Raw genomic sequence first — 13,480 nt, 5'->3', positions numbered from 1 at the left:
GTCTTCCTTGTTCGGCTGCTTTTTTCACCCGCTCGCGCATGCGCCGCAATGGAGCACGCGGCCGATACTCGCCAGTCCGAACTTTTTTGTTTACCAGAGAGGAGACACGAATCCTTGGCATAGAAACAGTCCGAACACGTGTTCGATGAATCCCGCCGTGTCGGTATAGTGTTCCTCGATCAGCAGATCGGACTCTTGATAGAGCAGCCCTTCGAGCACGTGCGTGGCGTCGCCCACCCGTCATCCCGTGATCCCACCGCCAACGCCCCGTCGCGACCATCAATCGATCTCCAGATTTCCAGCCGTTTCCACGCGCTGCGCCTCGCGCTTCGTCACCGCTGCATGCCGCCCGCGCGGGCCTATGGATACCACCACCCGAAACGCCACCGGCGCGAACACGAGCCCGAACATCGTCGCGGCGAGCACGCCCCCGAACGCACCCGTGCCGATCGACCGCCGGCTTTCCGCACCCGCGCCCGTCGCCAGCACGAGCGGCACGACGCCCAGCAGGAACGCCATCGACGTCATCATGATCGGCCGGAATCGCGCAGCGGCCGCGTCGATCACCGCCTGCCGCAGCGGCACGCCGCTCCCGGCCAGATCGCGCGCGTACTGCACGATCAGGATCGCATTCTTCGCCGCCAGCCCGACCACCGTGATCATCCCGACCTTGAAATACACGTCGTTCGGCATCCCGCGCGCGAGCGCCGCCGCGATCGCGCCGATCATGCCGAGCGGCACGATCGTCAGCACGGACAGCGGGACCGTCCAGCTTTCGTACAGCGCGGCAAGCGCCATGAAAACCGCGAGCACGGACAGCCCGACGAGCAGCGGCGTTTGCCGCGCGGCAACCTGCTCCTCGCGCGCCGCATCGACCCAGTCGAAGCCGATCCCGACCGGCAGTGCGCCGGCGAGCCGCTCCATCTCCGCCATCGCCGCGCCCGAACTCGTGCCGGTCGCCGCGCGGCCGCTGATGTCGAGCGACGGATAGCCGTTGTAGCGATTCAGCATCACCGGGCCGACCGTCCAGTGCGGCGCCGCGATGGCCGACAACGGAACCATGTCGCCGGTGCGGTTCGGCACCGTCAGCGCCATCAGTTGCGCATCGGTCGCGCGCGCGGCCGGGTCGGCCTCGATGATCACCCGCCGCATCCGGCCCGATGCCGGAAAATCGTTGATGTAGTTCGAGCCGAACGTGCCGCCCAGGAGGCCCGCGATTCGCTCGAACGGCACGCCGAGCGCATACGCCTTCGCACGATCGACATCGAGTTCGATGCGCGGCGCGTCCGGCAGGTCTTCGAAATGCACGGCGGCGAGCAACGGATCCGCTTTCGCTCGTCCGGACAACTGCTCGCGAGCCGCCTTCAACGCGTCGAGTCCGACACCGCCCCGATCCTCGAGCCGGAACGTGAATCCGTCGGAATGCCCGATGCCGCGCACCGACGGTGGCAGCGACGCCTCGACGTCGCCGTCGAGGATCGTGCCGAAATGCCCGTTGAGCCGGTCGCGCAACGCCATCGCGTCGACGTCGCGCCGCGCCCAGTCCTTCAGCTCCACGAACGCCATCCCGACGTTCTGCCCGCTGCCCGCGAAACTCCAGCCGATCACGCTCGTCACGTTCGCGATCGCCGGCTCCGCGCGCAGGATCGCCTCGACACGCTCGACGACCGCGAGCGTGCGCGCCTGCGTGGCGCCCGCCGGCAACTGGATCATCACCTGCAGTTGCCCCTGGTCCTCGGTCGGCAGGAAGCCGCCCGGCATCATCCAGTACAGTAGCCCGCATGCGATCACGAGCACCGCGTAGACCGCCACGACCATGCCGGTGCGGCGCACGGCGAACACGGCGATGCGGCGATAACCGGTTTCGACGCGCGCGAAGGCCGCACCGAAGCGGTCGGCCAGACGTGTGCCGATGCCACGTCGCCGCGCGCGGCCGATTCCGCCGTCGTGCCGCGCGACCGGCTTCAGCAGGTTCGCGCACAGCGCGGGCGTGAGCGACAGCGCCATGAACGATGACACCAGCATCGTTGCGATCATCGCCACCGCGAACTGCCGGTAGATGCCGCCGACGGCGCCCGGAAAAAACGCCATCGGCACGAATACGGCGGTCAGCACCGCGGTCACACCGACGATCGCACCACCGATCCGCTTCATTGCGCGGCGCGTGGCGTCGCGCGGCGACACGCCCTCCTCCATCACCCGGTGCACGCTCTCGACGACGACGATCGCATCGTCGACAAGGATGCCGATCGCCAGCACGAGACCGAACATCGTGAACACGTTGATCGACAGTCCGAACGCCCACATCGCGACGAACGCGCCCATCAGCGTGACGGGAATCACGACGGTCGGCACCAGCGTGTAACGCAGATCGCGCAGGAACAGCCACATCACGCAAAACACCAGCACGACCGCCTCGACGAGCGTCAGCACGACCTCCCGGATCGCGATCGTCACGAAATGGGCGCCATCGAACGGAATCTCGATCGCCACGCCCGGCGGCAATACCCTCGACAGTTCGGCAAGCCGCGCACGGATCGCGTTCGACGTTTCGAGCGCGTTGCCGCGCGGGCCAAGCTGGATGCCGACGGTTGCCGCCGGCCGGCCGTTCAGCCGCGAATAGAACGAGTAGTCGTCGCGACCGATTTCGACACGCGCGACGTCGGCGACGCGCACCACCGAACCGTCCTGCTTCGACTTCAGCACGATTCGACCGAACTCCTCCGGCGCCGTCAGCTGTCCCTTGACGACGATCGTCGCGGTGAGCTGCTGGCCGCGTACGAACGGCGCATCGCCAATCGCACCGGCCGTCACCGTCGCGTTCTGCACGCCGATCGCGGCAATCACGTCATCGGCGCCGAGGTCGTATTCACGCAATTTGTTCGGATCGAGCCAGACCCGCAGCGCCTCGCCGGCGTCCCACAGCTCGGCCGCGCCAACGCCCGGCGCACGCTTCAGTTCGCGCAGCACGTAGCGGTTCAGGTAATCGCCGAGTTGCGCGGAATCGCGCGTGCCGTCGGTCGACGTCAGCGTGACGAGCATCAGGAACGTGTTCGCTGCCTTGAATACGCCGATCCCCTGCTGGACGACCTGCTGCGGCAACCGCGGCTCGACCTGCTTCAGCCGGTTGTTTACGTCGACGAGCGCGATGTCCGGATCGGTGCCGGGCGCAAACGTGACGTCGATCTCGAGATTGCCGTGACCGTCGCTGCTCGTCGCGTAATACTGCAGCCCGTCGGCGCCGTCGAGGCTTTCCTCGATGATGCTGCCGACGTCGCCGTCGACCGTCTCGGTCGACGCGCCCGGATACGCGGCCGTGATCACGACCCGCGGCGGCGCAAGCCGCGGATATTGCGCGATCGGAAGCTGCGGAATGACGAGCACGCCCGCGACGACGATTGCGAGCGCAACGATCCACGCAAAGACGGGACGATCGATGAAGAACGATGGCATCGGCATGCGTCAGCGAACCGCCGGCGTTTCGGCGCGGGACTGCGGAACGGCATCACCGTCGGCACCGCCGCACGGCGTGTGGGCGGCCTGGGCGTACTTCGCCCGGTTCACGTCAATCATCGGTTCTCTCTTGTTTGCCGCGCACCGGAGCCAGCATCGACGACGTAAGCAGCGCGCGTGTATACGGATGGGAAGGCGCATCCAGCACGTCGAGCGTATCGCCCTCCTCGACCACCCGCCCCGCCTTCATCACCACGACCCGGTGGGCCATTGCACGCATCACCGCGAGATCGTGCGTGATGAACAGGTAGCTCAGCTTGTACTTCTTTTGCAGATTCGTCAGCAGATTCAGCACCTGCTTCTGGATCGACACGTCGAGCGCGCTCGTCGGTTCGTCCAGCACCAGCAGTTCCGGCTCCACCGCCAGCGCACGCGCGATCGCGATCCGCTGCCGCTGGCCGCCGGAGAATTCGTGCGGATAGCGCAGCATCGACTCGGCCGGCAGGCCGACCTCCTGAAGCAGCGCGGCGATCCGCGCGCGCCGCGCGACTCCGGCCACCTGCGGCCGGTGCACGGCGAGCCCCTCGCCGACGATCTGCTCGACCGTCATCCGCGGCGACAGCGAGCCGAACGGATCCTGGAACACGACCTGCATCCTGCCGTACAGCGCGCGCCTGCCGCCCGTCGTCCGCAGCGCGTCCAGCGGCATGCCGTCGATTTCGATCGAGCCGGCGGCCGGCCGCTGCAGGCCGAGCACCGTCGCCGCCAGCGTCGATTTCCCCGAGCCCGATTCGCCGACGATTCCCAGCGTTTCGCCGCGCTTCAGGTTCAACTTCACATCGTGCACGGCGCGGAACGTCGTCTTGCCGAGCACCGCGCGCCAGCCCTTCGCCGCGATGCGGTAATCGACGGCGAGGTCCTGCACGTCGAGAATCGTCTGCGCGCCGGCCGCGACCGGCTCGACGTCCCGCTGCGGCGCGCTGTCGAGCAGCCGGCGCGTATAGGCGTGCTGCGGCGCGGCGAACAGCGCGTCGGTCGTGTTCGTCTCCACGAGCACGCCCTGCTCCATCACGGCCACGCGCTGCGCAAAGCGCCGCACGAGATTCAGGTCGTGCGTGATCAGCAGCACGGCCATCCCGCGCGCGGCCGCCTCCTGCTCCTGCAATTCGATCAGCAGATCGACGATCTGCTGGCGCACCGTCACGTCGAGCGCCGTCGTCGGCTCGTCGGCCAGCAACAGCCGCGGCCGGCACGCCAGCGCCATCGCGATCATCGCGCGCTGCCGCTGCCCACCCGACAACTGATGCGGAAAGCTGTCGATACGCCGCTCCGGCTCCGGGATACCGGTGCGCCGCAGCAGCGCGATCCCCCGCTCGCGCGCATCGCCCGGCCGCAGCCCCTCGTGCAGCCGCAGGCTCTCGGCGATCTGCTTGCCGATCGTATACAGCGGATTCAGCGCCGTCATCGGCTCCTGGAACACCATCGCGATGTCGGCGCCGCGAATCCCGCGCATCTGCCGTTCGGTCTTCGCGAGCAGGTCCTCGCCGTCGAACAGCATCCGTCCCGACAGCGTCGCCTGCTGCGCGAGGCGCAGTATCGACAGCGCCGTCACGCTCTTGCCCGACCCCGATTCGCCGACGAGCGCCACGCGCTCGCCGCGGCCGACCGACAGGCTCAGATCCTGCACGGCCGCCTTCGCGCCGAAGCGCGCCGAAAACCCGTCGATCTGAAGCAACGCGTTCGCCATCATCGCTCCCCGCCGAATGCCGAGCCGCGCGAGCGCGTGTCGAGCGCGTTGCGCAGCGCGTCACCCATGAAGGTCAGCAGCAGCAGCGTCACCACCAGCGCCGCGAATGCAGAGATCGAGATCCACCACGCATCGAGGTAGTTCTTGCCCTCCTGCAGCAGCTCGCCGAGGCTCGGCGTCGGTGGCTGCACGCCGAGGCCGAGGAAGTCGAGGCTCGTCAGCGACAGGATCGCCGCGCTCATCCGGAACGGCAGGAACGTGATCACCGGCGTCAGGCTGTTCGGCAGCACGTGCCGCCACATGATCTGCCAGTTCGACAGTCCCATCGTGCGCGCGGCCTTCACGTAGTCGAGCGCGCGGTTGCGCAGGAACTCCGCGCGCACGTAATCAGACAGCACGAGCCAGCCGAACATCGACAGCAAGATGAACAGCAGCCACAGCGACGGCGTGAAGATCGACGCGAAGATGATCAGCAGGTACAGGTCTGGCAACGCACTCCAGATCTCGATCAGGCGCTGCCCAACCAGGTCGGTGCGGCCGCCGTAGAAGCCCTGCAGCGCGCCGGTCAGCACGCCGACCAGCACCCCCGACACGGTCAGCGCGAACGCCATCAGCACCGACAGCCGGAACCCGTACAGCAGTCGCGCGAGCACGTCCCGCCCGAACTGGTCGGTGCCGAGCCAGTTGCTCGCCGACGGCGGCGCCGGATACGGCCGCGATGCGAAATAGTCGATCGTGTCGTAGCGGTAGCGATTCGGCGGATAGATCGCGAAATTGCCGCCTGCCTCGAGCTTCGCGCGAATGTACGGGTCGAGATAGTTGGTCTTCGCCGGAAAGTCGCCGCCGAACTCGGTCTCCGGATAGTCCTTCACAATCGGAAAGTAATAGTGCCCGTCGTAGCGCACGAGCAGCGGCCGATCGTTCGACAGGCCGTCGGCACACAGGCTGAGCACGAACAGCGTCGCGAAGATCGCGAGGCTTGCATAGCCGAGCGGCTGCGCACGAAAGCGCTGCCACGTGCGCCGCCACGGCGACGGCGACGGCGCGCACGCTGGATCAGTGGTCCAGGCGGCTGAACTGGATACGGGGGTCGACGAGGACATAGCAGATATCCGCGATAAGCTTGGTCAGCAGACCGATCAGGGTGAACAGGAACAGCGAGCCGAGCACGACCGGATAGTCGCGGCGGATCACCGAGTCGTACGACAGTTGCCCCATCCCGTCGAGCGAGAACAGCGTCTCGATCAGCAGGTTGCCGTTCAGGAATGCGCCGACGAACGCGGCCGGCAACCCGGTGAGCAGCGGGATCGCCGCATTGCGCAGCACGTGCTTCCACAGCACGTCGCGCTCCGGCGCCCCTTTCGCGCGCGCGGTCAGCACGTATTGCCGGCCGATTTCCTCGAGGAACGTGTTCTTCGTGAGGATCGTGACGATCGCGAAATTGCCGACCACCGAGGCCGTCACCGGCAACGCGATATGCCACAGATAGTCGAGGGTCTTGCCGACCATCGTCAGCTCGTCGAAGTCGTCCGAGGTCAAGCCGCGCATCGGGAACACCTGCCAGAACGTGCCGCCGCCGAACAGCATCAGCAGCAGCACGCCGAGCACGAAGCCCGGCACGGCGTAGCCGGTCAGCACCAGCACGCTCGTCACGGTGTCGAACCGCGAACCGTTGCGCACTGCCTTCGCGATGCCGAGCGGCACCGACACGAGATACGTGAGGATCACCGTCCAAAGCCCGAGCGTGATCGACACCGGCAGCTTCGAGCGGATTACCGCCCACACGCTGCGGTGCGCGAAGTAGGACTGGCCGAGGTCGAACGTCGCATAGCTTTTCAGCATCAGCGCGTAGCGTTCGAGCGGCGGCTTGTCGAAGCCGAACTGCTTACGGATCTGTTCGATCTGCTGCGGGTCGACACCCTGGCTGCCGTGGTAGCCGCCCCCACCTCCGCCCGCCTCCCCGCCGCGCGTGCTGCCGTGGCGCAATTGCGCGAGCACCTGCTCGACCGGGCCGCCCGGCACGAACTGCGTGACGGCGAACGTGATCGTCACGACGCCGATCAGCGTCGGGATCATCAACAGCAGGCGCCTGAGTATGTATGCCAGCATGGTTGTTCTCCGTCAGGCCGCCGGAGCGGGTTGGAGCGCCGGCCGCTTCCCGTACCAGTAGTCGATGATCCAGTCCTCGTACTGATAGGAAGCCGGCACGACCGCCGGATGGCCGAGCGTCGTCTTGTACGCGATCCGCGCGTTCGGCATGTAGTACTGCGGGACCAGCACGTACAGGTTGATCAGCACGCGATCGAGGGCGTGCGTGGCCGTCTCGAGATCGTCGAGCGTATTGGCCGCGAGCGCCGCGCGGATCAGCGCATCGACGGCCTTCGACTTCACGCCCGGATAGTTCTCCGAACCGGGCTGCGAGGCGGCCGCGCTCCCGAAACGGCGGGTCAGCTCCGCGCCGGGGATCGTCACGGGCGAGTAGATATACGTCGTCATGTCGTACTCGAAATTGTCGAGCCGCTTCTGGTAGAGCGCGCTGTCGATCTCGTGCAGGTACGCATGGATGCCGAGCGTCGCGAGCGCTTGCGTGTACGGCAGGATCAGGCGATCCATGCCGGGCTGGTCGTCGATGATCTCGATCGTCATCGGCGTGCCGTTCGCGTCGCGCAGCGCGCCGTCGCGATAGTGCCAGCCGGCCTGCGCGAGCAGGTCGCGCGCTTGCCTGAGGTTCGCGCGCAGCGAGCCGGGCGGCAGCGTCGACGGCTGTTTGATCATCGGGCCGAACACCTCCGACGGCAGCGTCGACCGGTACGGTTCGAGCAGCGCGAGCTCCGTCGCGCTCGGCACGCCGGACGCGGCAAACGGGCTCGCCTCCCAGAAGCTGTTGGTGCGGCGGTACTGTCCGTAGAACATCATCCGGCTCATCCAGTCGAAGTCGAACGCCAGCGCGAGTGCATGCCTCACACGCACGTCCTGGAACATCGGCTTGCGCAGGTTCATCAGGAAACCCTGCATCTGCGCGGGGCCGTCAGGGAATTCGCCCTTCTTCAGCAGCCCGTTGTGAAAATTCTTGCCGACGTACTTGCGCGCCCACTGCGTCGAGCTGTACTCCATCCGCGCGTCGACATCGCCGGCCTTGAACGCCTCGAGCGCCGTGTACTGGTCGAGGTACAGCTTGAACGACACGCGCGCGAAGCGGAACATCCCACGCCGCGACGGCAGATTCGCGGCCCAGTAGCGCGGGTTGCGCACGTATCGGATCTGTTTGTCGTTCCTGCGCTGCTCGATCAGGTACGCACCGCTCGCGATCGGCGGCACGTTCGCGATCTGGTCGAACGGCGGCCGCGTACCGTCCGCGCGCTGCCCCCACTTCGGCGAGAACACCGGCAGGTCGCCCGCGATCAGCGCGGCGTCGCGCTCCGCGTGCTTGAACTCGAAGCGGACCGTGTGACCGTCGACGACCACCGCGCGCTTGATGATCGAGAACTGCGCGTTGTACAGCGGCGATGCCTGCGGGCTCGTCAGCGTATCGAACGAATACTTGACGTCGGCCGCGGTGATCGCGTCGCCGTTCGAGAAGCGCGCGGCCGAATTGATGTGGAACGTGGCCGACAGCCCGTCGGGCGCAACCTCGACATCGTCGGCGATCAGCGCGTATTCGGACGCGAGCTCGTCCCAGCTGCGCTGCATCAGCGTGTCGAACATCAGGTTCTTGATGTCCGGCGCGGGCGAGCCGCGGGTCAGAAACGGGTTCAGCGAGTCGTAGCTCTGTGCTTCGTCGTAGTTTTCGAAGTTGAGCGTGCCGTCATTCGGCGCATCGGGATCGGCATAATCGAAATGCGTAAAATTGGCCAGGTACTTGGGCTGGTCGTATTGCGCGATCGCCGACACCGCGAGCGCCGCACGTGGCATGGCGCTACCCGACACGAGCAGCACGGCGCACGCGAACAGCGCCGCGCGCGGCACGCCTGCCCATCGCCATTTCAACAGTTTCATGGTCGGTCTGTCCGAAAGCGTGCGGGCGCGATGCCTGCGCGCGGTAGATTCCTGTGCAGGATGCCGCGTGCCACCTGCATCCCACTGGTTGTTCGTGCTGAAAACGATCCTGCAAACTGCATCGCCGCACGTCCCGGTTGCGGGCCGTCGTGGCGCCAGGCGAAAAAGGGCCGCTCCAAAAAATGGGGAGGTGGACGTGGAGCGGCCGGTCTAAAACCTATCAGTGCATCGCAATCGCCATCAGAACTTGTAGGTCGCGCCAACCTGCGCGAATCGACCGACATACGTGTACAGCGACGTGTCGTAGCCCGTCTGGTAGCTCGCGTTCATATAAACCGGGTCGAACGGCGGCGCACGATTGAAGATGTTGTCGATGCCCGCGTAGATCGTCCAGTGCTTGAAGCCGGTGTAGCTGACCATCAGGTTGAACTGACTGTACGAAGCCACGCTGTCCTGCATGTTCGGATATTGGCCCGGCGACAGGATGGCCTGGCTGTACGGCCCCGTGAACATCCACGTCAACGTCGCGTTCCATTGGTTGTGGTAGTTCCAGTTCAGACTCGTGTTGCCCTTCCAGCGTGGGAAACTGCCGCCGAACGGCTCGTTCAGCGAACCGTTGTTGCCCGCGAAGTCGGTCGACTCGCCGCCCACCGGCATCTTGAAGTGCCACACGTAGGCCCAGTCACCCGACAGCGTGAAAGTGCCGATCTTGGTCGACACCGATTGGCGGAAGGTGGTCTCGAAGCCGTCCGTATCGAGCGACGACAGGTTCATATACGGCAGCCGCACATACGCGATCGAGCCGTTCGGGTTACGGATCACATTCGACGGATCATTCTGGTCGACCACCGTCTGGATGTCTTCCGTGCCAATCACGTTGTCGATGTGGATCTTGTACCAGTCGAAGCCGAAATCGGTATTGCGGGTGGGCGACAGCTGGAAGCCGATGTTGTAGTTCTTGGTCCGCTCCGGCTGCAGCTTGCTGTTACCGGCCTGCACTTCCTCAACGAGGTTGTATGCGTTCGGGTTGTTGGGATCGTTCGAATCGACCGCGCCCTGCGCGCCGTAGGTCCTCGACGAGGTGTTTTCGATCAGCGTCGGTGCGCGGAAGCCACGGTTGTACGAACCGTACATCGTCAGCTCGCGGATCGGCTGGAAGCGCAACGCGAAGCGCGGCGAGAACGCTCCACCGAAGTCACTGTAGTGGTCATAGCGCCCCGACTGGCTGAACGTCAAGTTCTTCAGGATAGGAATATCGATCTGGTAGTAGATCGCCGCGACGTTGCGCTCGCCGTTGACCGATTGCAGCGACGGCTGGACGAGCGTGCCGTTCGCGTAGTCCGCGCCCGTACCGATGTACTGGCTCTGGTGCATGAATTGCGTACCGAGACCCAGGCCGACGTTACCCGTGGGCAACGTGAACAGGTTCGGCGTAGACAGCGTCGCGTCGACAGCGTCGAGCTTCGTGATGGCCTGTGTCGACGTGCTTCCGTACAGCCCGTTCAACCCGTTCGGTGTCGACGATGGATTGGCGAAGTTGAACACGCCGTTCTGGACAATATTTTCCAGTGCAGCCGCGTTGATCAGGTTCGAATAGTTGTTCGACACCGTGTTCTGCGAATGCGTGTAGGACGCTGTCCAATCCCAATCACCCACGCGTGGCGTGCTGAACGAGCCTTTCACACCCGTCGCGGCACGCCAGAAGTTGGAACTCGTATGCACCGCCTGCGCGGCCGGGAATGCGTAGACCAGCTTGGCCGGCACGCCAAACGGGTTATACGGGTTGCTGCCCGGCACCAGGTTCGAAATCGGCGTGAGACCGCCCGTCGCCGGATCATAGGTCTGCGTGCTGTTACCGAGGCGGCCGACGAAGTTGTTCGTGACCGTCGTATTGTTGCTTTCCCAGAGATCGGCGAACGCCTGCATCGCGTCGTTGATCTTGAAGTCGGCGTGCACCTTCGCGCTCAGGCGTTCGGTCCACGGCGACAGCGACGATGCGTACGCGGTGTTGTTTGCGCAGACCGTGCCGGGACCGTTGACCTGCGCGACCGAGGTGCCCGGCACGGCCTGGCCTCCGTTCGGACACGGGCTCAGCGGCACCTTCGCGCCGGTGGCCGGATTGCGCCAGTACGACACGCTCTGGTTCGACAGACCGCCCGGGAAATTGGAGAAGTTCTGGTTCTGCGTCGTGTCGCGATCGGCGATCGAGATGCCGTTCGACTTGTAGTAGCTGAGCGCCGCCGTCACGTTGAAACGATCGGCGTTCAGGTCGCCGAAGCCGCCGAGGATGTTGAACTTCGTCGTGCCCTGGCCGCCTTCACCGTTCGTCGCGCCACCGTAGCTGCCCCCCAGTTCAAGACCCTGAAAGTTTTTCTTCGTGATGATGTTCACCACGCCCGCGATTGCGTCGGAACCATACTGAGACACCGCGCCTGTCTTGACAATTTCGATACGGTCGATGATGTTGAGCGGCAGCGTGTTCAGGTCGAAGAACTGATCGCTGCCGTTCACCGCGAACGCATACGGCGACACCCGCATGCCGTCGATCAGCACCAGCGTGTATTTCTCGCTAAGACCGCGCAGCGCGATACCAGCGCCGCCCGGCGCGAAGCTGTTCGTCGAACCTTCGCTCCAGCTGCTTGCCGAGTTCGCCGAGGTGCTGCGCAGGTAGTCAGCGACGCTGGTCTGACCGCTGTTCTCGATGTCCTTGCTCGTGACGGTCTGAACCTGGTTGAAGCCGACCTTGTCGGCCTGCCGGATCAGCGAACCCGTCACTTCGAACCGCTTGATCTGCGCGACCTTGCCCTGTCCGTTCGCGCTGGGCGCGGCAGGCGTCGCCTCGGCTGCCGCACCGGATGCCGAGGCACCCGTGGCAGCGACAGCGCCCGCCGCACCGTCCGCCTGTGCAACGGTCATGGGTGCGCCGTTCGCGACCGCATCCGCGATCGATGCGGCGCCCGGCGCCGGCTGGCTCTGGGCGAACGCCGGCGGCACCAGCACGGCCGTCAGCGCCAGTTCCGCCCAGACCATCCTCTTGATGGCCAACGCCAAAACTCTCTGCTTCATCTTGTTCCCTCTCGCTCGTAGTAAGACCCCGCCTGCTGCGCGCCGGAACCTTGTGAATTCCTCGCGCGTCCTGGGTGCCCGTGTAACGGAACCCGCGATAGCCACTCTTCCGACTGCAATGACTCGAACGGACCGGCCTCGGGGCACCCGTGCCACTCAGCATCACCGTCTCTTTATATTTTGATTCGTCATACTTACTACATGTAATGAGCGCACTTCCTGCTGCTTCCGATTCGATGGATGACGAGTCCAGCCCTGCCGGCAACGAAACTGTTCGCGCGCCGTACTGCATGCTGTCTTCCGTCAGTCGGGTAGTTCTCCGACATCGCGGGGTGCGGCACCTGCCGCCTCCGCTAGAACAGCCTCGGCGTGCCGACCCAGACGATCACCGCCTCTTCGTCGGCCGTGTTGTGCCACGCATGCGGCATCGTCGATTCGTAGTGCGCGGTATCGCCCTCGTTCAGCGTGAACGTGCAATCCTCGAGCGTCAGCGCGACCTGCCCGCGCATCACATAGACGAACTCTTCGCCCGAATGCGTCGTTATCTCGGACGGCGACTGCCCCGCCGGCATCCTGACGAGAATCGCGTCGAGCTTGCGGCCATCCACCAGGTTCGTCAGCCTGGCGAACAGGCTGGCCGAGTTCGCGAACTGGAAATACTGCATCGCGTTCCCGCGGCACACCGAACGCGCTTCCGTCGGCGTGTCGATGAAGTACTGCATCGTCACGCCCAGCGCTTGCGCGATCCGGACCAGTGACGTGATCGACGGCGTCGCGCGCCCACGCTCGACCTGAGACAGGAACGGCTTCGAAATGCCAGCGATCCCGGCCGTCTCGTCGAGCGTGAGCTTCAGGCGCTGGCGCAGCGCCCGGATCTTGTTGCCTAGCGATACGGCGACCAGAACCGACTCATCAGGGGGCACAGTCATGGAAGTGCGGAGCCTCGCAGTCGAAACCGGTTTGATGTCGGCGATCCTTCGCCGATGCGATGACGCGACCGGCTCGGCGTGATACCCGGCCGCGCACTGCCGCTGCGTGCAGCCGGCGCGCGGTGCGGCTCGACGCCATCGCCCCATGGCCGCGCGATCTTCGCATATTTCATTCGGTTTACTAATTAACAAGATTACCCCCTCTTTCTCTTCGTGCCTGACCGTCAAGCACTTGTACTTCCGCCGCGCCACGCTACTTGTCGAGCGCGTGCGCGTCGCACGCCGTCGC

General features: G+C 65.3%; 8 protein-coding genes. All 8 read right to left on the bottom strand.

The genetic code is table 11. The features are described 5' to 3' along the window. Positions 1-90: 90 nt before the first annotated feature. Positions 91-237, bottom strand: a complete 147-nt coding sequence (locus tag HWX03_RS26290; protein ID WP_347879536.1) for a Tn3 family transposase — start codon at positions 235-237, stop codon at positions 91-93. 42 nt (positions 238-279) lie between these two features. Beyond that, positions 280-3,453 (bottom strand): multidrug efflux RND transporter permease subunit, encoded by a 3,174-nt coding sequence (locus HWX03_RS26285; protein WP_175873340.1) that lies wholly within the window; start codon positions 3,451-3,453, stop codon positions 280-282. A gap of 112 nt (positions 3,454-3,565) precedes the next feature. Next, positions 3,566-5,200: a dipeptide ABC transporter ATP-binding protein gene (locus tag HWX03_RS26280; protein WP_175873235.1), complete on the bottom strand. Its 1,635-nt coding sequence runs from the start codon at positions 5,198-5,200 to the stop codon at positions 3,566-3,568. After that, a complete protein-coding gene (locus tag HWX03_RS26275; protein WP_175819794.1) occupies positions 5,200-6,303 on the bottom strand; it encodes an ABC transporter permease in 1,104 nt (367 codons plus the stop codon). Before HWX03_RS26275 ends, HWX03_RS26280 begins: the two co-directional genes overlap by 1 nt. Continuing rightward, entirely contained in the window at positions 6,257-7,309 is a 1,053-nt protein-coding gene (locus HWX03_RS26270; RefSeq protein ID WP_175873234.1) for an ABC transporter permease subunit, read from the bottom strand. Before HWX03_RS26270 ends, HWX03_RS26275 begins: the two co-directional genes overlap by 47 nt. A 12-nt stretch (positions 7,310-7,321) precedes the next feature. Next, positions 7,322-9,196, bottom strand: coding sequence for an extracellular solute-binding protein (locus tag HWX03_RS26265; protein WP_175873233.1), 1,875 nt, complete (start codon positions 9,194-9,196; stop codon positions 7,322-7,324). Positions 9,197-9,436: 240 nt separating this feature from the next. Beyond that, complete coding sequence (locus tag HWX03_RS26260; protein WP_175873232.1) at positions 9,437-12,262, bottom strand: TonB-dependent receptor; 2,826 nt, start codon at positions 12,260-12,262, stop codon at positions 9,437-9,439. Positions 12,263-12,615: 353 nt separating this feature from the next. Further along, positions 12,616-13,191, bottom strand: coding sequence for an XRE family transcriptional regulator (locus HWX03_RS26255; protein ID WP_175819790.1), 576 nt, complete (start codon positions 13,189-13,191; stop codon positions 12,616-12,618). Positions 13,192-13,480: the final 289 nt, after the last annotated feature.

Source organism: Burkholderia sp. BCC0397, assembly GCF_902832865.1.
In the GTDB taxonomy this organism is placed as follows: Bacteria; Pseudomonadota; Gammaproteobacteria; order Burkholderiales; family Burkholderiaceae; genus Burkholderia.
Note: the sequence above shows the minus strand (reverse complement) of the source record. Positions and strands in the feature narration are given on the sequence as shown.